The organism is Xanthobacter dioxanivorans (genome assembly GCF_016807805.1).
Classification (GTDB): Bacteria; Pseudomonadota; Alphaproteobacteria; order Rhizobiales; family Xanthobacteraceae; genus Xanthobacter; species Xanthobacter dioxanivorans.
In genome coordinates this window covers 4,852,468-4,877,609 of sequence record NZ_CP063362.1, presented here as the reverse complement: position 1 = coordinate 4,877,609, position 25,142 = coordinate 4,852,468, and the positions used below count along the sequence as shown (strand labels likewise).

Below are 25,142 nucleotides of genomic sequence, written 5' to 3'. Positions count from 1 at the left end.
CGCTTGCGCGCGGGGGTGCGGCAATGGAAGCGGGAAAACCGCGTCTTTCGGCTTCACAAGCGGCGAAGCGGTTGCTATATGGCCGCCTCCGGTCGCGAGACCCATGGTCCCTGATAGCTCAGTTGGTAGAGCGTTCGACTGTTAATCGAATGGTCGCAGGTTCGAGTCCTGCTCAGGGAGCCAATTCGGAACGAAACTGCGAACGCCGTGCGCCGCAGTTTCCACTCCATAGTTTCCTCCAGACGCCACAAGCGTCTGGAGGAGCCTTGGCTTCGATCCCCCGATCCGAATTTCGTCGGCTCCGACCTCCACCCTCTGCACTAGCGCCTGGAGATGGTGACGCCGGAAACCGCCCTCTCGATCCCTGATCTTCTTACGAGCCTCGACGCCGAACCGACGCAGCAGCTCCGGCGTCAGTCGATTGTCGTCGCCCTCTCCACGGTTTTCGGCCCGGTCCGCATCGGCCCGCGCCGCGTCACGGATCCGCTTCAACTCGACAATCCGTCCCTTGAGGTTGGAATCGTCCATTTCAGCGAGACCATTCTCAATGGCCTCATACAGCCGAGTCAGCTTGGCTTCCGCGTCCGCAGCCTGCTTCCTCAGCTCGGCGATCCGACCCTTCAGGTGTTCAGCGTGCTCCTCCCTGCGCTTAAGCAGGCCAGCGAGCAGCTCCTCAAGCCGCTCGGGAGCAAGAAGTCGCTCCTCCAGATGCGACACTACGATCGTGTCCAGCTCGTCCATCGGGATCGTGCGGCCGCGGCACGCCGTCTTCCCCTGCCGTGCCGTCGTGCAGCAGGTGTAGTAGCGGTATTGGTCCCCCTTGCCGGAGGTGCGGAGCGTCATGGCTCCCCCGCAATCGGCACAGAAGCACACGCCGCCCAGGAGCGTCCCGGCCGTTACGAACCGCGGGGCCTTCAGTTGCGGACTGCGCGACCGCATGACCGCCTGAACTTCAGCGAATTCCTCCTCGTCGATGATCGGCTCGACCGCCACGTCGACGATCTCGTCTTCCGACTTCTGCTCTCCCTTACGCTTGCCCGAGACGTTGAAGCGATGGCGGCCGATGTAGGTCTCCCTGGTCAGGATTTGGTGGACCGCCCCGACGCCCCAGCGTCCGCCGGTCTGCGTCCGGATACCGCGCGCGTTCAGGTAGTCGGCGATCTGGCGGGACCCCATTGGACCGTCGTCGGCGCCGATCCGGGCGAGACGGAACATGAGCTGGACGGTCTCAACCTGTGCCGGATCGGGCTCGATCTTCTTCTTGGTCCTCGCCCCTCGTTGCTCTGCCGCTACGATCTTGTAGCCGAAGGGTGGCCGCGAGCCGTTCCAATAACCCTGACGGGCGTTCTCCCGCATGGCCCGGAGCGTGTGCTTGGCGTTCTCCTTCGACTGGTATTCGTCGAACAACGCCATGATCTGACGCATCATCACGCTCATCGGATCGTCGCCCAGATCCTGCGTGACGGACGTCAGACGGATACCGTTCTTCGCCAGTCGCCGGACGTAGAATTCGAGCTGAAACTGATCGCGAAAGAAGCGCGAGAAGGAATGGACGATGATGAAGTTGAACGGGGCAGGCTTCTGCGCTCCGGCATCCATCATCCGCTGAAACTCAGGCCGCCGGTCGTCCGTCGCCGATGCGCCCGGCTCAACAAACTCGGCGGCGACGGCGATGCCCTTTGCTTGGCAATAGGCCTGAAGTTGGCGGCGCTGGTCCGGAATCGAAAGATCGTGTTCGGCCTGCCGGCCGGTCGAAACACGCAGATAGAGCGCGGCATGCCCCGGCGATGCCAAGGCGGGGGTCGCTTTGGCGTTCATGCGGGACCTCCGTTCACAATATTAGCTTTTCGAGCCCAGCAACTCGTCGAGAAGCGGACCGAAATGGACCTCGAAAAGGTCCAGCTCAGCCTCGGTGACGGGCACGTGATCGGGCCAGTCGTCGGAGATTTTGAGGCTCGCCTGGTGCTCGACCCTTTTTCGAGCGCGGGACCGCGGCTTGGGCGGCGCCGACCGGACCGGGCGGGCGTAGTCGTAAAGGTCGGCGTCGCCCTGCGACGCTGGGAACTGAAACACGTTAGCGGACATACTGCCATTGTTGCATCGAACCACGCGATATTGAACGGTTTCAGGTGGTTATCCGAGAAATCTGCAGTGGAATATCGGACGCTCCCGGCTGCGCTCGGCTCCGCTGGCGAAGCTTGGCGCGTCATGGCGAAGCGCAAATACCTACAATCGGCGGCTGCTCGATGCGGTCGTGTGCGGTGTTCGGCACCGGCCATCATGCCTCCTTTCCGGGATAAGCCCTCGCTCCAAGCCATCTTGCCGACCGGCCTGTAACTGGATATATTACCGGGAATAATGCAGAGGTCAATCATGAGCGACACGTCTCAGAGGCGCGCCATCAAGAACTATCGGAACCGCTTGGTCGAACGCGGCATGGCGCGCTTCGAGGTTCTCGGGCGCGATTCCGATCGCGAGCTAATCCGCTCGCTTGCAAAGCGCTTGGCCGAGGACGGCCCGGAGGCCGAGCGCTTGCGGGCGGCCGTCAGCCAAGGCATCGCCGGTCAGCCGCCGCGAAAAGGTGGCATCCTCGAAGCCCTCCGACGCTCGCCTCTGGTTGGCGCCGACGCCGTGCCGGCCCGTCCCTTCGAGTCAGGTCGCAAGGCTGACCTGTGAGCCGGTATCTTCTCGACACCAACGTCATCAGCAACGTCACCAAGCCAGTCCCATCGGAATCACTGCTGGCGTGGATGGGCGACCAGGTCGACGAAGACCTCTTCATTGCCTCGCTCACCATCGCCGAGATTCGGCGCGGCGTGCTGGAAAAACCTGCCGGCCGCAAACGCGATCAGCTCGAAGCGTGGTTCGCGGGACCGGAGGGTCCATCGGCTCTCTTCGCCGGGCGCGTTCTCCCCTTCGACGAGAAGGCAGGTCTCGTTTGGGCGAGACTAATGGCCGATGGGACAGCCGCTGGCCGCCCGCGCAGCGCCTTGGACATGATCATCGCCGCCGTTGCGGAATCCAACGGCTGCACGATCGTCACCGACAATGAGAAGCATTTTGCAGGGATCGGCACGATCAACCCGCTGCGGGGCGGCTCATAGTGACCAAATTGCGGTCACCGACATGCTCCCGTGATCTCCGATATTTTCGCCCAAGATTCTAAGGTTCAGGTGAGTCTATGACGCATGACATACCCTCTGAAGTTCTTGACGGGATTCGACGCGCCGCCAAAACGGACTGGCCGGGTGACCGAGAAATGCAGCAGCATGTCATCGACAGCGAGACCGAGGCTTACCATGCCTTGCAGGCGCTAGACTTCGGTGAAGCGCTACCGTTCAAACAAGCCATTCTGGACGAGGCCTCGCAATACAACGAGACTTGGGAAGATCGTTTCAACGCCGTCCAGGGTCAGGTCGAGGCCTTTGCCGAACTCGCCGCCCTGTCCCCCGACGATGTGCCTGCCGATATGCTCGCAGGGATGAAGCAAAGGGCCGCCGTCGAGCACGACTGGTATTCCGCGCAATTGGAGGAGGTGCAGCAGGGCATCGAAGGCTATCGGTATGTTCAACGGACCCGCGCCAAGGTTGGCCCGATCCGTGACGTCCTGGTGCGCATGGAGAGCATCATCGGCTCGGAGTGCTACAACGCCAACATCCAGAACTATAGCGCCTGGGGCGTGTGGGAGGGCGAAGGCCGATCCTTCCGCTATCCCGTCACCTACATCCGCGACGGCCAGGAAGAGAAGCGGAAGGCCCGGGTCGATGACCTGCAGCCGGAGGCGCTGATTACAGGCCACTACAAATTTGGTGCGAATGAACTGAGCATCTATCGCGCTCTGGTCCGCATCATCGACATGCTCGAGGCCGACTACGGCCTGAAGATCGCGCGCGCTGGAGAGGAATGTTGAGGCTCTCTTCCAGGCCGCTGGGCCTACCGACGATCGCATTCGGCGCCGCAATCATGCTGCTGACCGCATCACCGGCGCGTGCCGACCCATGCGAGGGACGCCTACCGTCGCGCCCCGGACAGCAGTTCGGCGGCACGGTGCGCTACGTCGGCGACGGCGACGGATTTTGCGTGGGTAACTCTGCGGACCCCAACACCTGGATCGAGGTTCGGCTGGCGGACTTTGACGCGCCGGAACTCCATTCCTCTGACGGCCGGCGCTCGAAGGCGCTTTTGGAACAAGTGGCGTTCGGGCAGACGGTGAGCTGCGAAGCGCAGCGCGGTCGAAGCGGCCGGGTTATTGTCTATGATCGGGTGATTGCCATGTGCCATGTGCGCGGCCGAAGCATCGGTGATCTCCTTCGCAGCCTTCACGCGCCCGAAGGCGGAAACTGAGAGGCCCGGCCCTCGATAACAGCGGATCGGCGATCAGCCCTTAGGCGATCTCCACATATCCGATCAGCTCGGCCGAAAAACTCCCGTCTCCATTTGCGGCCCCCTTGTGCTTGAGTTCCCGCTGCAAGGTGGGCTCGACAGCACTTGCGAAGAGCGACAGGCGCTCATCAGGGGACAAGATGGGACTCGTTTCGGCCGCGTGGAGAAATTGGCCGGCCTGACGCTCGACACTGGGAACTCGCGTTCCGTCCGGTTTAACCGCGATCGGCTGAACGGAAACACGCTTCTCCCCGGTGCCGGCTGATGCCTCAACGAGCCAAAACGAGAGAAGCGTTGTTCCAATCTCACTTCCTTCAAGCGAAACCCCGAGTTGCTCTGGCGGCAGACTGCGCCACCGCCCCAGCTCCTCCTGCACAAGGGGATGATCGAGCCCCATAAGGTCAACATTGTCATTTGACGTGGCTATGTTGCGGTCGAGCGTGAACCGCTTCTTTCGTGCCCCGTCCGCGGCGATCAAGTCGTAGGTCAAATCATCGACCTTGATGAGCCTCCAATTCCGATCCGCCAGAGCCGCCGCTAGGAACCGGACCAGGCGGTCCATTCCCGACGAGACATCTGAAAACGGCTTGTAGTCGTCGAGGCTAAATCCATCGAGATCCTGAAACAGATCGAAGACGACTTCGCGAGCTTCCCTCGCGTTGGAAAGCGCTGCCTCAAGTTCAACAGCCGTTCTCTTCAATTCAGGATCGGAAAGCGCTTCCTGATACAGACGGTCGTAGTTCAAACGCTCGGATAGCTGGCCCAATATCTGAGAACGAAGATCCTCCGCTATGTTCCCCTGATCGTCCACCTTGCCGAGTGTCCGCGCGATCTCAGTGAGCTTGTCATCCAAGAGAAGAAAGATGCGTCCCTCGATCGTGTCTGACAGCACGAGATTGTAGACTTGGGCGGTGTGAGCCTGGCCATACCGATGGATGCGGCCGATCCGCTGCTCCATATCCATCGGATTCCAGGGCAAGTCGAAATTGAAGAGAACGCGCGCGAACTGAAGATTTATGCCTTCGCGGCCGGCTGCCGTACAGACTAGGACGCGCGGCCCGTCCTTCTGTCGAAAGCGCCGTTCGGCGGCGACCTTTGCACCGTGATCCCCGCCACGCAGAACGACAACCCCCTGCCCGGGATAGACCTTCTCGATTTCGCTAGCGAGCAGATCCACTGTCCCGAGATAGGTGGCGAAAATCACGATCTTCTCATTTGGATTCTGGCGCCACAGAGTGCCCAGCCCATCGAGCAGTTTCTGGGCCTTGGTCTCGCGCTGCTCCGGGAACACCGATAGCAGGTCGGCAATACGGAGCCTTTCCTCGGGCAGATGGATATCCACTGCGGCCGAGGCCGCGTCCTCCATATGCGACGAGGCGAACTCGCTGCCATAGGGGTCCGACGCCATTTCGAGCGCCTCTTCGTCCAGCTTTTTCGCCAGTCGATATTTGAGGTCGGCCATCACCCGGTCAACTTCAGTCCGGCCAACGGGATCGCGTCCGAGGCACCATTCAATGTGGATCAGCTCGCGGGCCTCATCGTAAAGGCGTTCTCGGCCCTCGATGTCGAGGTCGCGATCACGGATAAGGGCCTCGTGCAACGTTAGCATCAGCATCCGGCGCTTTAACGTCCGGCGAACAGCGGCGAAGCTCGATGCGGCGATCTTCTGGAAAATGGCCATCAGGAAGCCGAGAGCACGGCCCTGGTTGCCCTGCCGTTTCGCGAGGTCGAAGCCGTCCTCGAGGTACTCACGCAGCTTCTCATAAAACCGTCGCTCCTGGTCCCCCATGAGGAACGATTCTGTATGCACCCACCGACGTGCAAAAAGGGGATCACCATCCGGCCGGCAGGCATCGGCCTTTGTTCGACGGAACATGACAGTGTTCAGTCGATGACGGTTTTCGATCATCTCTTCGGGACTGCCGAAAAGGGTCGGATTGAGAAGTTGAATAAGCATCCAAAACTGGAAATGATTGCCTTGGTGCGGCGTCGCAGAAAGCAGCAGGAGATCACGCGTATGACCCTTCAGCGCCTCTCCGAGCTTGTAGTTCTCCGTCTTCCGAACCTTTCCTCCCGTTCGGTACGCGGTCAAGTGGTGCGCCTCATCGAAAACCACCAAGTCCCAGCGAGGCGCTTCGAGCAGCCGCTTGATACGCGCCGGCCGCTTTAGCGTATCGATGCTGGCGATCAGTCGATCATGCTTGGCGAAAGCGTTGGTCTTCCGATCGGTGATATCGCCTTCCGACCCGAACACCTCGAAATCGAGGTTGAAGACTTCGTTCAGCTCCCGGTGCCAATTGTTCACCAGGCCTGCGGGAACCACCATCAATGCACGGTCCAGTTCGCCGCGGCTAGCGAGCTCCCGCAAGATCAGAGCGGTTTCAATGGTCTTGCCCAGGCCGACTTCGTCGGCGATCAGGAAGCGGCGGGGAGACGCCGTGGCGATCCTGTGCGTCAGAACCACCTGGTGCGGAAGAAGATCGATCCGCGCCGACGTCAGAGCCGACGCGCTTTCCATGACCGGCAGCGCATGAGCTTCATAGGAAAGCCAGACCGCCCGCGCCCGCTCCGGCGTGCCTTCAACTGCTCGCAGAATCCGCTCTGTACGGGATACTTCGCGTTGGACGCTTTCCAGAGGAACACGCCGTTCACCGCTGCTGAAAAACGCCCGAAGATAGCCCTCGCGCGGGGCGTCGAGCACAACCCCTGCGCCAAAATCAGGGTGGGTTATCCGGTCGCCCGGACTGAAACTGACACCATCCATCAAACCGGCCCTCAGGTGATCCGCAGGTGAAACAAGCCGACTGGCTTGCCTCCCTCAGAGAGGATGATTTCCTGCGGGTATTCCCGAGCCTCGCCCCATAGGAGACGCCCAAACTCGATCTGTTGGTCGGCGTGAGGTGCCGAGCAACGCCACCGGACAGAATCCGTCGCCATGTCGGTATGAAAGCGCCTCTGCCCGACTGGCAGCCAGAAGATCAGTGCAGCTTCACCCGAATAGGCGTCTTGGAAAGACAAGATGGTAGACTTGAGCTCATTCCCGAGCCAGCCGTCGGCGTCGACCGGCGTCAGCAGGTCAAGGCATGCGTCCAGCCCCGCAACCACCAATGTATTTCCGCCGTTGCTCGGCAGATCATCGGGCCAGTCCTTTGCCGCACGGAGGAGTTCACGCAAGCTGAGGACTTCGGAGGGCTGCGTGGCGATCGCGAGCGCCTCGTCGTCCCAGATCCAACTCACTCCCCGGCGCTGCCAGACGCTGTCGAGCAATTGCTTCATGCTCAATCCTCCTGAAACAGCGACATCTGCGCGACCGCGTCTTTGTGGCTGGAAGCCCAATTGTTGTAGATCGTCAACGCTCGCGACGACGCGTTCCGCTTCGGCTGGGTCGCGCCGTGCCTGCTGAGCCATTCAAGGAGACTCTTCAGGGCGGGATGCGGCTTGAAATTGTCGTTCTTCAATGTGTCCGAAGCGTTGATGCCACTGCCATCATAGCAAGCACCGATCAGCACGAGCGCCTGATCGAGATCGGCCGTGAGGCGCCGACGATGCCTTCCCTGCCAGTCCCGGGCGAAGACGAGAGGATCGGCGAGATGGAAGACCTTCTTCTCTTCGCTCGCCCAACCCCGATTGGTGAACTCGTCCGGCGCGATGCCAGAGCCACGCAATAGCTTTTGCATCTGGTCGCGCGCGAGTTCGGTCTGACCGTTGAACATACGCAGGAACTGCCGAGTAATGGGTTCGGCGGTAACAGGCGGCGGCTCGGTAGTCTTATTCGTATCCTCGTCGATGAGTTGATTGATGCCGACCAGAGCGTCCTTCACCGAGATCGCCCGACCTTCGTCTACGAAGACCTTCCCATAGTGGCGAGAGAAATATTCCAACGCCTTGCCGCGGCGAATGACCTGAAGGTCCGCCGCAGGGAGGCCCGCCTTTGCATGATTTTCCAACAGTCCCTGGAGCTGACGGACATCGGCCAGAACCTCACGCCGCATACGCCCCCAGCTGACAGGCTTCGGCTCTTCGGTCCGCTTCCGGCAAACATGCACGATGTCGTATTCGATCTGCTGGGAACCAAACGTCCCCGGCTTGCTGCCTTCGCCCTTTGTTTCGTCTGACCTGATCGGGTACGTCGCTTCAAGAAAGAAGCCCGCGTCGAACAGTGACTCGAGGACAGATACCCATGGCGCGTCTTCGCTGTGGTGGAAGGTGAATGCCAACATCCCGCCCGGTTTCAGCACTCTATGAGCTTCCTTCCAACAGGCGGTGAGAATGCGCTGATAGAAGCCATCGGGATCCTCAGGCTCACGCGCCCTATTAGATACTGCCTCCATAGACTTCGGCGTATACTCGGGACCGAAAATCTCTGGGTACTTGTCCTTGAGCGGCAAGCGCATCCAAACGTGAAAGAAATCTGCCAACTCAGAATAATGGAGGAGCCCCCCAAAGGGGGGATCGGTGATCACAAGATCAATAGTCGAATCCCCGTACTGATTGAGCTCGGTCGATGAACATTGGTAAATCTCGGCTCCCTTCACGGGATCGCCAGGAAACACCCTCTCGCTTTGGCCACTTACGTCGGATGCCAGGGCAGGGTCTATTCTCTTCAGCGTATCGACGCTGACAGCTTCCCACGGGCGGGTTGCCCACTCGCGCCCCTCAATTATTCCTTCTACACTGGATGCCCAATTGCCGCGACCAAGGTTAGAGAAGACGCAATTCTCTACGACGGTCGATTTTGGATGGTAGTTATTATTGGCAAATTGTGGCTCCAACTTATCTCCCTGGACGTTCCAGAGCGTAAACAAGCTTTGATTGCGGAGATATTGCTGAAATGCCCCGAGAACATATTCGCGAACGTTCCATTGATAGCTACCGACCTCCATAATTGATTTCAATAATTGCGTGTGTACAAGCATCTGCCGCGGATTAAACATAGTCCACCAATGCGAAAAACCGTGATTTGGTATTCCGCCATTGTTCATGTGAGTCATGAATCCAAACGGGACCTCACTTTTGGGCCAATAATTGGCCAAGTCACCGTCTTTTCTCTGACCCCATTCCTCTGCAGCAGAGCTGTACTGCTGGGCAAAGCGTTCATTGAACGGGGAGAAGAAACGCCCGCCATAGGGCATTCCATCGCTCTTGCGTTTGGCTGAGACCCCGTGAGCGCTGTATGCTGCGAGCGGCCCTGTTTTTCCGGTCTGCCTGACGGTCTGCAAGACATCCTGCGTTGTTCCGCACGAGGCGCATGTGTAGCTCGATTTCTTTGGAACCGTGCCTCCGTCTTTCCCGCTACTGAACGTGACCTTAGTTTCGGGGCACGTTACAGATTCCGGAAGAGAGCCCCGAACCTCCAAGAGCCTTATCTTACCGGCACGCTCCCAATTCCATCTCGTCGTCGACTCAGCATCATCCTGCGCGGAACCACCAAAGGATCGTCCGGTGGCATCGTTCCTCGGACTGCCAGCGAGCCACTCCGGATGGACCAACAGAGATAACTCGATCTTCTTGTTCTTCCCTTTGCCGAGCTTCACCATGACGGCGTGACCGCAACCAGGGCAAACTACGCGCCCTTTCGAATCGAAGACCGAGTGCGGCTTCTCATCCGGCGCGACGTAGAGCGGAGCATCCGGCGCCATCCGCGCCTCGGCGTCCTCAACGTCAAACTCTGTGTCGCAGGCGGCACAAGTATGCTCCCAATGCTTCACCGTGAGCGTCTTCACCGCCATGACTGGGCTGGTCATGATCGGCGTGCGGTGACCACAGCCTGTCACCTGGCAGGGGCCGTGCTTGGCCCAGAACGTATAGATGATCTCCGGCCCTTCGTAGCCGTAGTCCGTTCGCTCCCCCGGGCGGAGGGAGAGCGGATCGAACTCCGGACCCATCACGTTACCAGTGGGCTTATGCGTCCAGATACCTTTCTCCCCATTGGGTCCGTCGCAGTAATAGAAGGGAATGATCTGAGGCTTCACCTCGGCCTCAACATCAGCGATCAGCCGCTTCACCTGATCGAGATCGACGTCGGCCAACTCCTGCTTCACCACGAACCATGCAACCGGATTGAGGTCGTTGCCGGACATCTGCATGCCGAGCCGCGAGCCCTCGACAAGGGTCGTGCCGCCGCCCATGAAGATGTCCGCGACCTTCAGGTGCTTGAAGGCGCCCTTCTTCTGATGATTGGCATAGTAGTTGTCCCAGACGAGCTTTGCGGCTAGCGCTGGATCCTCCGGAGCCTTTGTCGCTGCAGCAATGAGCATCGACCTGAACACACTCGATCGCCGACGCGCCCACCATTTCGACATCTGATAGATCGGCTTGCCCGCATTGCCTTCGATGACGGCCACCTGGTTTACGGGCAAGATCGGGAAATCAACCTCAAGACAGGTCTTCGGGCGATTCGGATCGCCGAAATCAACTGTCTCCAACGCAACCGTCTTGCCAGCACCAACTGCGCGAGCCACTTCCTGAGCAATAAATTCTTTCTTCGTGGCCATACGCGGCATTCCCTACTTCGTCATTTCTATGGATGGTGACAGCATCTCAAGCAGAGAGAGCCCACCATGCGCCAGCGTCGGGTATCCACCCTGGCTGCGCCATTTCCATCGACCGACGGCAAGCAGATGCTTGCCATGCGGACTGTTCGCTTGCAGAGCCACCGGAGGCACAAACGGTCCGGGATCGTGCTCGCCGGCCACGAGGCGGCCGCTCTTGAGGATGCCCTTGAGGAAGGCGGCCTGTTCGTCTGGAGCATCGAAGAACAAGCCGGTCGCGGCGTAGCCGTGGTCTGACGTGATCACCAGCCGCCTGCCCTTTGCGAGACGCTCGACAAATTCCCAAAAATCATCGCTGGCCAGTTGCGCCGCAATGTCACGAGTAAGAGTGTCGAGCCCCTGACCGGCGCCTGAACCATCGTGCAATTTGCTGTCTGGCCATTGATGCCAGAAGATCCAATTAGGGGACGCATCGATGAGATCGGCGCAATCCTTCCACGGCAGATCGACGCATTCGGTTCTTGCTGGTGCGAAGCGATGCGCCATGCCACCGCCGTTATTCTGAAGCTGGCTTCGGCTGTTGAATCCAAGGGCACGGGCGAAGGCATTTGTCTCGCTCGGCACCTCCGCCCCATGCGCGGTCGTCCTGTGAACAGCAAAGCCACGGGCCTTTGCGCCCTCAACCAGCCAAGGCAGTTCACGCAGACTTAGCCCATCGAGGATAAGGATGGCCTTGGCGCTGTAGGGTGATGACCACCAGTCAACGAGCCGATCAGCGTTCCGGTCGACAGTCTCGCCGAACTGTTCCCATAAGTCCCACGCCGCCGCGGCGAGGAAATGGTCAAGCGCGCCAATGGCACGGTCCCGTCTCGTGACCTCCCCCGAGGCGTTGGGCGCGGACAAGGGCTGAACGCAGACCGAAAGGATGTCGTCGATGATTGCACGCCAAGCATCGGCAGGCGCTGCGGTCGTGAGTGCGCGAAACTGATCCGGGTCGAGCGCCATCAGTTGCTCTCCTTGTCCAGGGAGAGCTCGAAGGTCATGCCGTCGGGCAGTTTTTTCAGCAACTCCTTCAACTGCGCGCCGGTCGCGGCCGTGACCTTCAACGTCACTTCCCGAACCGGCGTAGCAGGGCCGATTCCCCAACCCTCAAGCTTGCCGATCAGGTTGAGAGGTGAAGTCGCCGGGTTGGACAGGGTCGTCCGCGAGCCGGGCGACGTTCCACCAAAAATGCCACCCCCAGGGGCCTGCTGCTCCGATCCCGGTCCTGAAGGAGGATACGGGAGCGCCTCCCCAGGGTTTGCGGTCGGTGTGGGCGTTGCGCCACCACCGAACAGACCGCCTGCAGGTAGGTCGCCTGGCGCCACCACTGGCGGCGCTGATCCGCCGGAAGACGGCACGGCCGAGGGAGGAAGCAGGAAAATCTCATCGAGCTGCCGTCCGGTATAGGCCAGCTTGGGTCGCAGCCGCTTCCACGCCGCGTCCTCATCCTCGCCGGCTTGGGCTTGAAGATACTCCATTCCGCGGAGATTGATTGCCACCTTGCCGCGCGCGCACATGCGCACGAGGCGTTCCTTCATCGCGATCTCTCCGAGCCAGGGAATACAGTCCTGGCCTGCCGGCCGCGGCTCCTGGAGCTCTCGTAACAGTTTGCCGACGGGGGCGTTGTCGCCCGCCGCCTCCAGCACAAGCGCTTCAAAATCTTCGGGCACAAAGACGTCATTGATTAGCGTCTGCTCAATGGCGTCTGGTATCTTGGCGCCTTGCTCGCGCAACGTCTCAACGTGGAACTCGCACTTCGTGGGTTCTGTAAAGTTCCAGCGATGCAACACGGCGAAGCGGTCGAACCGTTTCTTCAGAATATCTCGAAGCTCATTTTGATACTTCGTTTGGAGCTTCCGATATTCTGGGTTCTGGACACCCCATTCCTGCGCCTTCATCTCGGCGCGCGCGAGGATCAACAGGTCACGGTCATAAAACGCGTTCGTCGTCCCGGCGCGCGGCAGCAGGAAACGAACGGTGTTGCGGCGCTTCTGGAGATGATCTTTCAACCACCGCCCAAGGCGTTCGCTCAACCGGTCCGGCTCCTCCGGCAACACGAGGATCGGCAGGCGTTCATCCCATCGCTCCGGCTGCTCAGCTTCGTCTAGGCCCGACCAGGGATCGTTCAGCCACGTGCGCGGCAGGGCAATGACGCGGAAGGTACGCGCCACCTCCTCGGAACCGCCGATGACATAGCGCGTCTCCCTCGCCAATTGCGCGAGATCGGACCCATCCGTGAAGAGCTTGTCGTTCCGGGCCGAGGCCATGACCTTGGCCTGTGGGTTCTCCTCCTCCTTGAAGACAAGCCGCGCACCATCTTGATGGATGTTGAAGCTGTTCTCGATGATCGTGGCCAGCTCGACCTGAAAGGCATTGTCGTCGATCGGCTTGCTCTGAGTGATATCCGCCTGAAGAACGGCTGGTTCGGCGCCCGCGAGGTTTCCAACTGCGATCGAGCGAAGCCACAACGCGCCCACGATTTCCTGCAAGTGCGGAACCTTCGACGCATGATCGGAGACCGCCTCAGTGACCGAGGTCAGATTTCGCAGCGCCTTGTCGCGAAGCGTCCGATGTTGCTGGTTGGCGACCGAATCCAAGAGCGCGCCAATGCCCGAGGCGTCGTCATCCATCCTGAAATCCGCCGCGGTCAACACGGGCGCTTGGTCTCCACGGCTCTTGAAGAGATTTGCCAGAATTCTGATCAGATCTCGGGTCTCTTGAGCATCGGTGGCGACGAGGACCTGATCTTCCAGCAACTGAAGAAGATGCGGCGCAAAGGGCCACGACTCAACAAAGTCCCGTTGCTTGCGATCCTGCTCCGCCGCCGGCGTGCTCAAGAGTCGGAAATATTCCGAGATGTGCCGCGCAAGGGCTGCCTCGATCGACGACGATGTGATCTGGAGCCTATTTTCGAAGAGGCGGTGCAATAGCATCCGTCGCCGATCGTGCTGGATGCGCTCCGGGCTTCCGCCGGCCTTGAAATCGATCTGCACAGGGTTGACGCGATGTATCTGCTGGTATGCGTCAGTTTCGCCGTTTCGTACTGAAACGACGAGAACAAGGAGCTCAGGATGCTCCTTGGCGATCTCAGACAGAATCTGGATGAAATTGAACGCCCAGTGCTTCCACGGATACTGTTTGGTGTTCGTGAGGCCATCGTACCAAGTCTGAAATTCATCCAGCAGCAGCATGACAGGCTTATGCCGAAGGAGTTCCAGGATGAGTTGGTCAGACGGAATATCCGTCTTCGCCGCACCCATGCCTTCCCACTTACCTTTGATGTAGGCACCGTGCGGATGCTGCTCGAACAGAAGGTCCCAAAGAAACTTGTAGCGCTGCCGATGCAGGCTCTCGCCGATGACGAGCATCCCATCGCGCAGCTTGATGTCGCCGACGTGTGGATCGCCCAGCGTGGTCGACCAGTTCTTCAGCCAAGCACCGGTTGAAGCCGCATCGTTGACCGCGTGAAACAGCGCGGCCATCAAGTGGGACTTACCAAGACCGCGCTCGCCAATAACGACGACTGGACGACCTTGATTCGGCCCGACAGCTTCGATGCCCTTCAACAAGTCATGCGTCGGATAGGTGATTTCCAGGAAATCCTTGGCCGCGATCTGCGTGGCGCCGGTATTTGCCTCGTTTGAAAGTTCGATCGCCGTCCCTTTGAGGCGCCGCCCTCTAAATTCTTGCCTGAGATTAAGCCCGAGCATTCGCCGTCCCCGTTGCCCCGTTCGCGTAGGCGCCGCTGTATGTAGCCAGCGGTTCCAAGAGAATGATTTGTTGATCTTGTGGAGCGCGTGAGTTTGGATCGACATCCAACCCCAAGCGCTTCAGTGTGTAATAAAGAAGAGCTCTGCGAACCTTCACTCGCGTTTTTCCCTCGCGCATGCCGTAGTCCAGCGCGATTACCTTCTTCTGAGCGTCGGAAAGACCAGGGTGCGGGCCAATTTCAAGCGTGACCTCGTCCTGCCAATCAGTATCTGCGCCCGCTTCAATCTCACCCGGTTTCGACCCTCGCGTCTCTAAGATGCGAGATAAAAGGAAATCCTTGAATACTCGGTCGACACCGCAGAATGCCCGTGCATGCCATCGAAATCCGTCAAAGCCGAGAGCATGCGGCGTGATCCAACGCCATCTCGGTTCGGAGCTGGACAGGGACTGGTATCGAATTTCTACGGCTTCGTATTGGCGAACCGCGGAAAGCATTGATCGCAAGACCTCTGCCCTGATTCCTCGCGCAGGGCTGGGAGCGACACCAAACGATGGAAAATATCCAAGCCACGCTTGGGACGGATCGAGGATGCCGTCAGCAACGGAGCGAAGCTGACTGAGATACCCATCGGGGTCAGGCTTTAGGAAACAGGGTGTGAAGGCGTCACTCGCGATGTAGCGCTTGGCGCTCTTGTCGTAGATCGCGTTATGGGGCGCCCGCTCCTGATAGAGAGTGAGGTCCTTGGACGCTTGCGGCACCGACACATCGAACATCTCGATGATATCGGCGCGGTTGACGCCACCTTCCCAGAACAGCCGGAACTCGATGAATTCGAGCCGCCGCTCCACCCCCCATTTTAGTCCCGCGCCAGCCAGCGCCATGAAGCTTGCCTCCAACACGATGCAGATAGAAACTATCTGGACATATCTATTCGACCCATCTATTTTCTATTCGTGAAGTGCGCTTGGGTCAAGGCGGAATGCGTCGCAGTGGACGGGGTGCGTAGCCTCGTTCCACAGAAAGCGCAGTTCCACGGGGTTTAGGGCGGGAAAAACGGTGGAAGCATCAGGCAGACGGACCATCATCGCCCATGGGCGGCTAGCGATGCGCGAGCATCGACTCGCCGCCGCGCGGGAACGCCAGCACGGCCTTCAGATCATGTCGTTCGAACAATTGGCGGTTCGCCTCGCTGGCGGATTCGCCAGGCCGATCGACGATGAGAGTTTGCGCGCCGCGATCCAGGCGGTCTTGCCGTCCACCCCGCTCGGCGAATTGGAAAGCATCAAACTGCTTCCCGGGATGGTCGATGCGTCGGCAGACACCCTTCACAAGGCCTGGCGCGCGGGGATCGACCTGGCGGCGCGCGCAGGGGACCATCCCCGCCTCGACTCCATCGCGCGGCTTGAAACCGCGGTGCTGGCGCAACTGCCGCCAGGGATGATGCGCCCGGCCGATCTCGTCGCTGCGGCCAGTCTGCGCCTTGGTCATGCCAAGGCGGTGCTCGGTCCGGTCGAGATCGTCGGGATCACCGAGCTTTCGCCCTGCTGGCGTCCGCTCCTTCAGGCGCTGACCACCCATATCGCGGTGATCTGGACGGCGGGTCCCCGTCCCACGCCCGCTTGGCTCCAAGGAACCGGTGTGACCATCAACCGGACGGGTCCCCGAACGCCCGCCATCAACGCCGTCAGCGCGGCCACGGCCTATCATGAGGCCATTGAAGCCGTCCGCTGGGCGCGAAGCCTGTTGGCCTCCGGCGAGGCCCAGCCGGCAGAGATCGCCATCGCAGGCGCCTCGACGGCCGAATATGACGACCATTTCCTCTCACTTCACGCCGACGCCAATCTCGATCTGCACTTCGTTCACGGGATCAAGGTTACGACAACGCGGGACGGCCAAGCCGCCGCCGCGCTCGCCGACATCCTCATCCGAGGTCTGTCGCAGACCCGTATGCGCCGTCTGGCTGCGCTTTGCGGATCAGAAACAGGCCCGTTCCAGACCTTGCCCCCAGGTTGGATGCGCATCCTTCCGTCGGACGCACCGCTGGCATCTGCCGCTGCCTGGACGCGCTTGCTCGATCGCCTGACGCCGGCTGACTGGCCCGACGCACAGGATCACGCTGCGACGCTGCGCGGCATCGTCGCGCTCCTCGCCAAGGGCCACACCGCCGCCGAGGAAATCGGCGCGGCGCTTCTCAGCGGTCGAGCGCTGGCGATCTGGCGCAATGTACTGTTGGCCGGTCCCTCCGGATCGCTAGACGCGACCCTCGAAACCTTGAAACAGGATGACGGCCTCGAGGCCTGCGTCTCCGTCGCCTGGATGCCGGCCAGCGCATTGGCTGCGTCGCCGCGCCGGTTCGTTCGGCTCGTCGGTCTCAACTCGGCGCGTTGGCCGCGCGGCATTTCGGAAGATCGCCTGATCTCCGACCACATCATTCCGACCGTCGAGCTCGATCCGCTCCCGGTCGGCGCGGCCGACCGGCGGGATTTCGAAACCATTCTCGCGACGACCGAGCACCAGGTCATTCTGTCGCGGTCTCGCCGCGACAGCGAGGGCAGACTTCTCGGGCGCAGCTCTCTGCTCGGCGATCACGCCGGCGAGACCTACATCCGCCGCAACGCGGTCCCGCTCCATGCTTTCAGTGAAACCGACCGGCTGATGGCGCGTCCGCAAGAGTTTGCGCATGAACCGCAGGCGATCAGTGCGACGGCCTGCTGGCGCAACTGGCACCGCAAGGAGATCACGCCGCACGACGGGCTGGTTCGGGCGGACCATCCTCTCCTGCTGGCCATCTTGGCCCGAACTCAGTCGGCCAGTTCGCTCAAGCTCCTTCTACGAAGCCCGCTCGGCTTCCTCTGGAAATACGGGATGCACTTGCGGATGCCCGAGAGCGGGACCGATCCCCTGGTTCTCGATGCGCTCGGCATGGGCGACCTCGTCCACATGACGCTCGACCTCGCGCTCCAGAAGCTGGAAGCCGCAGGCGGCCTCGCCAAGGCCGACGTAAACCAGATCGCAGCGGCGGTGCAGAACGCTGCCGTCGAGGTTTCGGGTGTCTGGGAAAGCGAACGCGCCATCCCGCCCGCTGTCATCTGGCACCGGACGCTGGACGAAGCGCGCCTGCTCACCAGCCGCGCGCTGACTTATGGTGATGAGCGCCTGCCGGACGCCCGGTCATATGGCGAAGTGGCGTTTGGTGGGGTTAGCGCCAAATCGGCTGCCGACAGCCCGTGGGATTCGGCAACGGTCGTCGAAATCCCCGACGCCGGGTTTCGCATCGCCGGCTACATCGATCGTCTCGACATCTCAGGCGATGGCAAGCGCGCCCTGGTCCGCGACTACAAGACCGGCAGACCACCCAAGGACAACATCGGCCTGGATGGTGGCCGGGAATTGCAGCGCTGCCTCTACGCCTTCGCCGTAAAGGCGTTGCTGGGCGCGGATGTCTCGATCAGCGCGTCCCTGCTCTACCCGCGCGACCAAATCGATCTGCAACTCGACGATCCCGAAGCCACGCTGGTCGAGATCACCGGATATCTGCAGGCGGCGCGCATCAATCTGACGGCCGGCAACGCCCTCATCGGACCGGATACCGGCGGGACCTACGACGACCTGGCTTTCGCGCTGCCGGCGAACGCGGGCGCCACCTATTGCAAGCGCAAGCTCTCGGCCGCGACCGAACTGTTTGGCGACGCCGCACATGTCTGGGAGGCGCAGTAATGACCGCTGTAACGAAAGACCTTCGCGATGACGCGGCCCGCCGCAACGCGATCAGCGTGCATGATCGCTCGATCCTGGTCGAGGCTGGCGCCGGGTCCGGCAAGACGGCTGTCATGGCCGGTCGCATCGCGGTCATGCTGGCCGAAGGCATCGCGCCCAAATCCATCGCGGCGGTGACGTTCACGGAACTGGCGGCCAGCGAGCTTCTGATCCGGGTGCGCGACTTCGTCAGCGACCTCTCCGCCGGACAAATTCCGCCCGAACTGCGGATCGCCTTGCTCGGCGGTCTGTCGGATACCCAGAAAGCCCATCTCGCGGCAGCGAGCGCCGCGATCGACGAGATCACTTGCTCGACCATCCACGGCTTCTGCCAGCGCCTGATTAAGCCCTATCCGGTCGAGGCTGATATCGATCCGGGCGCCAGTGTGATGGATCGCAATCAGGCCGACCTCGCCTTTATCGAGATCGTCGAAGCCTGGCTGCGGGAGCAACTCTCAGGTGGCGAAGGCGGCATCATCGCCGAAATGGTGCTTCAGAATCCCGGTGAGACCGTCGGGCTGATCCACAAGATCGTCGCGAACCTGCGCCGGCGTCGAACGGTGTCCGCCCCCGCGGTCACCCCGCTGACGCCGCACCTGCAAGCCTTCCTCGCCGCAGCGGACACCTTCGCCGAGTTCATTCGCACCGCGCCCGCAGTCGAGGAAGAAACAGCGACGATCGCCGAGCGGTTCGCCGAAATGGCGCAGGCCCTTGATGACGCTCTCGTTGCCGAAACGCCGGCCGGGCTGGTCCGCCTGCTGGTATCGCAGCCACACCGCGATCTTTGCACCAAGAGCGGAGCCTTCTCCGCATACAAGAAGAAGGGCAAATGGGTCGATGCGGCCAAGCGCGAGGGCTTGGCCAAGGCTGATGGCGAGGGCCTCAACGCGGTGGCCGAAGGCCATTATGTGGCGTGCTGCGAGACATGGCAGACCATGCTCCAGAATGTTGCCAGCCGTGTGCTCGCCGATCTGATCGCCCAGGTGCAGCCGGTTCTGCACCGCTTCCGCGACCACAAGCGTTCAGCGGCTCTGCTCGACTTCGACGACTTGATCTTCGCGGCGCGCGGCTTGCTGCGCGATCATGATGATGTTCGCCGGGCGCTGGCGGCGCGTTTCGCCCATGTCCTTGTCGATGAGTTTCAGGACACCGACCCGCTACAGACCGAGATCTTCTGGCGTCTCTGCGGCGAACCGTCCGCGGACGGCTCGACCGCCGACTGGTCAGCTTTTCAAATCCGTCCCGGCGCATTGTTCCTGGTCGGCGATCCCAAGCAGGCGATCTATCGGTTCCGCGGCGCTGACGTCAGCGCCTATGTGCGGGCACGTGATGCATTTCTCGCCCAGAATCCGGACAGCGTCCTGTCGATCTCGACCAACTTTCGCTCCTGCGCCCCCATCCTCACTTATGTGAACGAGCGCTTCGAGACGTTGCTGTCGAGCGCAGGGCAGCCGGGCTTCACCGCGCTCGACCCGTTCCACGCTGATCGCGGAGAGGCGCTGTGCGTCGCAGCCCTGGATGTCGCGGTCGCCGATGAGAACGGCAAAGCCACGGCCGAACAGCAGCGTGACGCCGAAGCCGAAGCGGTCGCCGAAATGTGCGCCCGCCTGATCGGCAGCGAGATGATCCTCGATCGCCGAAGCGGCGCCAGCCGGGTCTGCCGGCCGGGCGACATCGCCTTGCTCGCCCCTACCGGCAGCGATCTGTGGCGCTATGAAGAGGCGCTCGAACGGCACGGCATTCCGGTCGCGACCCAGGCGGGCAAGGGGCTGTTTCGCCGCCAGGAAATCCAGGACCTCATCGCCCTGACCCGCGTCCTCGCCGACCGGCGCGACACGCTCGCCCTGGGCGCACTGCTGCGAGGCCCGCTCGTCGGCCTGACCGAGGAAGAGCTTCTCGACATCATCTGGACGCTGCCGCGCTCCGAGGACTACCCGGAAGCGCTGCCCCGGCTCGATCTCGGTGTCGATGCCAGCGGCATCGAACACGCGCTTGCCCGGACGACCATCGAGAAGCTGCAAGCGCTCTACCGCCGGACCAACAGCACCACGCCGCACGACCTCCTGTCGCAAGCGGTCGACGTGATGCAGGTACGCCCGATCCTGCTCGAACGGCACCGGGGACAGGCGGAACGCGCACTGGCCAACGTCGATCTCTATCTGAGCCTGACGTCCGCCTTTCCGGTTCGGGGTCTTCGCGCCTTTGCCGAGACCATGACGGCGGCCTGGACCGACGAATCGCGTGCCGTCGAAGGACGACCCGACGCGCAAGAAGAAGCCATCGCCCTCTACACCATGCACGCCGCCAAGGGCCTGGAATGGCCGATCGTCGTGCCCGTCAATACGATGACGGGGATCATGGCGCCAGAAAGCGCCGTGACCGATCGCGACAGCGACATCTTCTATTGCCCGGTCTTTGGCGTCCGGCCGGTCGGGTATGACGACGCCCGCGACGCGGAAAAGGCCGAGCTCGACCGCGAACGCATCCGGCTCTGGTATGTCGCGGCCACCCGGGCGCGCGAGCTGCTTGTCCTGCCTCGGCTTGACGCCGCGCCGTCGAAATCGGCCTGGATCTCCCTTCTCGATCTGTCGCTCGGCGAGCTTCCGGCGCTCGATCTGTCACATCTCCCGCCGGACATGGGGGCAGCACCGACCGGCCAGAGCAACCTGCAGACACGGGAGATTTTTGCGGCCGAAGCCGCTGCCATCGCAGACCGTCATCGTCGCCTGACCTGGCTAGCGCCGAGCCGCGACGAAACCAGTGCCGGGCCTGTTGTGACCCCCGAAGCGGCAGAAATCTGGGCAGCAAGCGACCCTGGTCAGCCTCATGGCGAAGCCGCCCTCGCTAGCATCCAGGGCGGACGCGAACGTGGTCTCATCCTGCACAAGCTTCTCGAGGAGGTTCTGACCGGCGAAACGCCCGACGATGTGGCGTCTCTGACCGAACGCGCGCAGGTGCTCATTGCCGCGATCGACAAGCCGGTGGTTGATGATCCCGCCCAAGGGCTTTCGCCGGCCGAGCTCGCGGGCTGTGTGGCGCGCACCCTCGCCTTGCCCGAAATCGCCGAGCTTCGGCCTACCCTTGCGCCAGAGTTTCCGGTCTACGCCTCGGCGTTTGTCGACGACCTTGAACAGGCGACCGCAGGCATCGCGGACGCCATCAGCTTTGGGCCTGATGGAAAACCGCAGGTCGTCATCGACTGGAAGAGCGATGTTCAACCGAGCCCAGAGATCATCGAGCATTACCGCGCCCAGGTCCGGAATTATCTGGATATGACCGGGACCGAACGGGGGCTGATCGTCCTCGTGACGTCGGGCGAAATCCTCACGGTTATGCCTTCGCCAGTCGCCGCGGTCGCGGCGTAGGCGGCAGGCGCTGGGGAGGATCGATGCACGCACGAACAGACGCCACCGCTCCCGGGCAGGACGACCTCTTCACCGAGGAGGTGTCGCTGCTCCTCCCGGCGCGAATGGCCGTCGAGGGCAAAGTTTTGGGCAGCACGACGCGCCAGCAGGCGGTGCCGTCAGTAGAAGCCATGTGCCGGCTCAAGCCTTTCACGGTTCGGCGTGTCGGTGGATTTGAGACGACGCTGTCAAACGGCCAGACCCTCATCATACTCAGCGGAAAGACGGCGACTAAGCTGGATGCTGACCTCATCCTGCTCGTACCCGACGCCCAGCAGCCAAAGGAGATCAAGGAAGCGCTGGAGCGTGGAGAAGGGCGTTGGCTCCGTCCCACGCCCCTCAATCCCGCCCTGGTAAGCGTTCCAGATATGACGGCCCGGCTTGCGGCCGTTACCGTGTCCTGGGACGACGCCTTCCATCTACGCGAAGGCCGCGCGGCTGTGGACGGCAAGCCGGCCGTCCCCGGACTGAGGCGACCCCAGATCGGTGCGCTCCACGCGGCCCTCGCGCACGCGACACGCTCGACCGAGCCCGCAACCATCGTCATGCCGACCGGCACGGGCAAGACAGAGACCATGCTGGCTCTGAATGCTCGCCAGCAGTTTGACCGGTTGCTGGTCGTGGTTCCAACCGACGCCCTTCGCGAACAGATCGCCGGGAAATTCGAGACTTTTGGCGTCCTCAAGAGCCAGGCGTGCCTCGACGCATCAGCCAACTATCCCGTGGTGACCCGTCTTGCGCACATCCCCTCGTCTGTTGCGGAGGTCGATCAGATCTTCGACACGGCCAGCGTCATCGTCACCACCATGCACATCGCCGGGCGGGCGGACCCCCAGGTTCAAGAACAGATGGCGGCGCGAGCCGCAGCGCTGTTCATCGATGAGGCCCACCATATCGGCGCTCGGACATGGTCGGAATTTCGCGGTCTCTTCGTCGACCGCAAACCGCCGATCCCGATCGTTCAGTTCACCGCCACCCCGTTTCGCGAGGACGGGCGGCGCGTGGACGGTGAGTTCATCTATACCTACCCCCTGAAGAAAGCGCAGGAAGAAGGCTATTTCAAACCCATCCGGTTCGAGGCCGTCTTCGGACTTGATCGTCCTGACGCCGACCTGGCGATCGCCGAAAAGCTTGGCGAAGTCCTTGCCGAGGATCTCGCGGCTGGCCTCAACCACCTCGCCATGGCGCGTTGCAGTACGATCGAACGCGCAAAGCACTTGCACCGCCTCTACACCGAGACCTATCCGGAACATCGCCCCGTCATCGTCCACAGCCAGCAGCCGCTGCGCGAGAGACGCGAAAATCTTGAGGCGCTTCGACGGTTCGAGAGCCGGATCATCGTCTGTGTCGACATGCTGGGTGAAGGATTCGATCTTCCCGAGCTGAAAATCGCGGCTCTGCACGACCACCACAAGAGCATCGCGGTCACGATCCAGTTTGTTGGCCGCTTCACCCGACAAGACCCGACCTTGGGTGATGCGACCGTCATCGCCAACACCGGCATCGATGACATCGATCGATCGCTGGCGAAGCTCTATGCCGAAGACGCCGATTGGAACGCGCTCGTCGAAGCGCTGAGCTCGGCCAAGATCGAGCGCCAGGTCCGGCGTGCCGAGATGTTTAAGGCCTTCACCGGCGATCTCGACGATATCCCGTTGCAAACCCTCGAGCCGAAGATGAACGCGGTCGTGTACCGGACCTCGTGCGAGAGCTGGGATCCCTTCCAAGCCGAAGATCTCTACGACCCCGGCTTCTACCTCGGCATGAAAATCAATCCGCACCAGCGCGTGGCCATCTTCGTCACCCGGGCGGAAGAACAGGCCCGCTGGACGACGGCGCAGCACGCCATCAACGTGACGTGGGACCTGCATATGCTGCATTGGGACCAGACAAGCGGCCTGCTGTATATCAGCAGCTCGGCCAAGGGGCCGTTCGACCGCCTGGCCAAGGCCGTTTGCGGCGAGACGGCCCGCCGCGTCGAGGGCGAAGACGTCTTCCGCAGCCTGCACGGCTTCAAGCGCCTGATCCTTCGCAACCTCGGCCTCACTCACCACCAGGGCCGCGGCGTTCGCTATTCCATGTATATGGGCGTTGATGTGGCCGACGGGCTGGACAGCGCAAAATCCCAGTCACGGATCAAGAACAACGTCTTCGCCACCGGATTTCTCGACGGCGCGCCGGCTTCGAGAGGCTGCTCGGCCAAAGGCAAGTTCTGGTCCATCTCGCCGGTACGCGATCTCACCGATTGGGTCGATTGGTGTCAGGACATCGGCCGCGCGGTGAACGATCCCGGCATCACAACGGACGGCGTGTTCAAGAGCGCGATGCGGCCGCGCCAGATCAGTGATCGCCCGGCGGTCCCGCCCGTGGCGATTCATTGGCCGGAATCGCTTCTGATGCAGATCGAAGACCGCATCGAAATCACCTTCGGTGACAAACCAGTCCTGTTCACCGAATGCGACATCGAACTGCTCGACAATGCGCGAACCGGGCCGCTGCGTTTTGCCGTGCGAAGCGACGACCAGTCCGCCGAGTTCGAGATCGTCTTTGCCGATGGCGGAGCGCGCTACCCCCAGCGCAGCGGCCCCAAAACGACAATAAAGGTCGGCAGCAAGATCCAGACGCTTTCGGAATCCTTCGCCGATGATGCGCCGCAGATCGACTTCGGTGACGGCTCCCTGCTGATCTACAGCCACCTCTATGCCCTGCCCGAAGGCGAGACGGTCCAGCCCTATCCGCCCGAGAAGATCGAAGTGTGGGACTGGTCGAAAACCAACATCCGCGCCGAAGCGCAGGGCGTCGCGAAGCGGGTTGATTCGGTCCAGCGGCTCGTCATCGAAACCTTGTTGGCCGACACCGAGCCCTATGACGTCATTTTCGACGACGACGGCAAAGGAGAAATCGCCGATGTGGTCGCGTTGCGCATCACCGACAGCGTCGTGTCGGTGACCTTGTTTCACTGCAAATATTCGAGCGCCGCAACGCCCGGCGCGCGGCTCAACGACCTCTACGAGGTGTGCGGACAAGCTCAGAAATCGGCGAGGTGGCGCGATCGGCCCAACCGGATGCTCCAGCACATGCTGAAGCGCGAACAGATGCGGCGCGACAGAGGGCTCAGCTCGCGGATCGAGCGGGGTTCGGCGGCCATGATCAAGAAGCTGAAAGCCGGCTGGCAGGACCATCGCTTCGAATACGACGTTCGCATCGTGCAGCCCGGTCTTTCCCGCCAAGCGATTGGCGAGGAGGGTCTGCACCTGCTTGCCGGCGTCGAGACATATCTGCTGGAGACCCGCGCCATGCGCCTGCGGATCATCGGAAGCAACTGATGCCCAGGTTCGTTCAACACCGGCGCTG

General features: G+C 61.6%; 14 protein-coding genes and 1 tRNA gene. 8 read left to right on the top strand and 7 right to left on the bottom strand.

Annotated features, from left to right (window positions below; translation table 11 throughout):
* The first annotated feature begins 107 nt into the window (after positions 1-107).
* Positions 108-183, top strand: a tRNA-Asn gene (locus EZH22_RS22755).
* Here the strand turns inward: EZH22_RS22755 and EZH22_RS22750 are convergent.
* Positions 142-1,818 (bottom strand): recombinase family protein, encoded by a 1,677-nt coding sequence (locus tag EZH22_RS22750; RefSeq protein ID WP_203196716.1) that lies wholly within the window; start codon positions 1,816-1,818, stop codon positions 142-144. The two genes, EZH22_RS22755 and EZH22_RS22750, sit on opposite strands and share 42 nt — an antisense overlap.
* Positions 1,819-2,373: 555 nt before the next feature.
* Between EZH22_RS22750 and EZH22_RS22745 the strand changes: the two genes are divergently transcribed.
* The 4 genes from EZH22_RS22745 (at position 2,374) to EZH22_RS22730 (ending at position 4,344) form a co-directional block, all read left to right on the top strand.
* The gene (locus EZH22_RS22745; protein ID WP_203192686.1) at positions 2,374-2,676 is read left to right on the top strand and encodes a hypothetical protein; all 303 of its coding nucleotides are present in this window, start codon (positions 2,374-2,376) and stop codon (positions 2,674-2,676) included.
* A complete protein-coding gene (locus EZH22_RS22740; protein ID WP_203192685.1) occupies positions 2,673-3,104 on the top strand; it encodes a PIN domain-containing protein in 432 nt (143 codons plus the stop codon). The genes EZH22_RS22745 and EZH22_RS22740 overlap by 4 nt, the downstream gene beginning before the upstream one ends.
* Before the next feature lie 155 nt (positions 3,105-3,259).
* Entirely contained in the window at positions 3,260-3,910 is a 651-nt protein-coding gene (locus EZH22_RS22735) for a hypothetical protein (RefSeq protein ID WP_231711104.1), read from the top strand.
* A 53-nt stretch (positions 3,911-3,963) separates the two neighbouring features.
* A complete protein-coding gene (locus tag EZH22_RS22730) occupies positions 3,964-4,344 on the top strand; it encodes a thermonuclease family protein (protein WP_203192683.1) in 381 nt (126 codons plus the stop codon).
* Positions 4,345-4,384: 40 nt separating this feature from the next.
* Here the strand turns inward: EZH22_RS22730 and EZH22_RS22725 are convergent, their stop codons facing one another.
* From EZH22_RS22725 to EZH22_RS22700, 6 genes are read right to left on the bottom strand one after another with little or no spacing between them, the layout of a single operon-like run.
* On the bottom strand, positions 4,385-7,147 hold the full coding sequence (locus EZH22_RS22725) for a DEAD/DEAH box helicase (RefSeq protein ID WP_203192682.1): 2,763 nt from the start codon (positions 7,145-7,147) through the stop codon (positions 4,385-4,387).
* A gap of 11 nt (positions 7,148-7,158) precedes the next feature.
* On the bottom strand, positions 7,159-7,659 hold the full coding sequence (locus EZH22_RS22720; RefSeq protein WP_203192681.1) for a hypothetical protein: 501 nt from the start codon (positions 7,657-7,659) through the stop codon (positions 7,159-7,161).
* Positions 7,660-7,661: 2 nt separating this feature from the next.
* Positions 7,662-10,877, bottom strand: coding sequence for a DUF1156 domain-containing protein (locus tag EZH22_RS22715; protein WP_203192680.1), 3,216 nt, complete (start codon positions 10,875-10,877; stop codon positions 7,662-7,664).
* Between the two features lie 12 nt (positions 10,878-10,889).
* Positions 10,890-11,879 (bottom strand): hypothetical protein, encoded by a 990-nt coding sequence (locus EZH22_RS22710; RefSeq protein ID WP_203192679.1) that lies wholly within the window; start codon positions 11,877-11,879, stop codon positions 10,890-10,892.
* Positions 11,879-14,626 (bottom strand): DUF499 domain-containing protein, encoded by a 2,748-nt coding sequence (locus EZH22_RS22705; protein ID WP_203192678.1) that lies wholly within the window; start codon positions 14,624-14,626, stop codon positions 11,879-11,881. The genes EZH22_RS22710 and EZH22_RS22705 overlap by 1 nt, the downstream gene beginning before the upstream one ends.
* Positions 14,613-15,509, bottom strand: coding sequence for a WYL domain-containing protein (locus EZH22_RS22700; RefSeq protein ID WP_203192677.1), 897 nt, complete (start codon positions 15,507-15,509; stop codon positions 14,613-14,615). Before EZH22_RS22700 ends, EZH22_RS22705 begins: the two co-directional genes overlap by 14 nt.
* A gap of 223 nt (positions 15,510-15,732) precedes the next feature.
* On the opposite strand from EZH22_RS22700, the gene EZH22_RS22695 reads away from it, so the two are divergent.
* From EZH22_RS22695 to EZH22_RS22685, 3 genes are read left to right on the top strand one after another with little or no spacing between them, the layout of a single operon-like run.
* Positions 15,733-18,345: a PD-(D/E)XK nuclease family protein gene (locus EZH22_RS22695; protein WP_203192676.1), complete on the top strand. Its 2,613-nt coding sequence runs from the start codon at positions 15,733-15,735 to the stop codon at positions 18,343-18,345.
* Positions 18,345-21,749, top strand: a complete 3,405-nt coding sequence (locus tag EZH22_RS22690) for a UvrD-helicase domain-containing protein (protein ID WP_203192675.1) — start codon at positions 18,345-18,347, stop codon at positions 21,747-21,749. The genes EZH22_RS22695 and EZH22_RS22690 overlap by 1 nt, the downstream gene beginning before the upstream one ends.
* Positions 21,750-21,772: 23 nt before the next feature.
* Positions 21,773-25,114: a DEAD/DEAH box helicase gene (locus EZH22_RS22685; RefSeq protein WP_203192674.1), complete on the top strand. Its 3,342-nt coding sequence runs from the start codon at positions 21,773-21,775 to the stop codon at positions 25,112-25,114.
* Positions 25,115-25,142 lie beyond the last annotated feature (28 nt).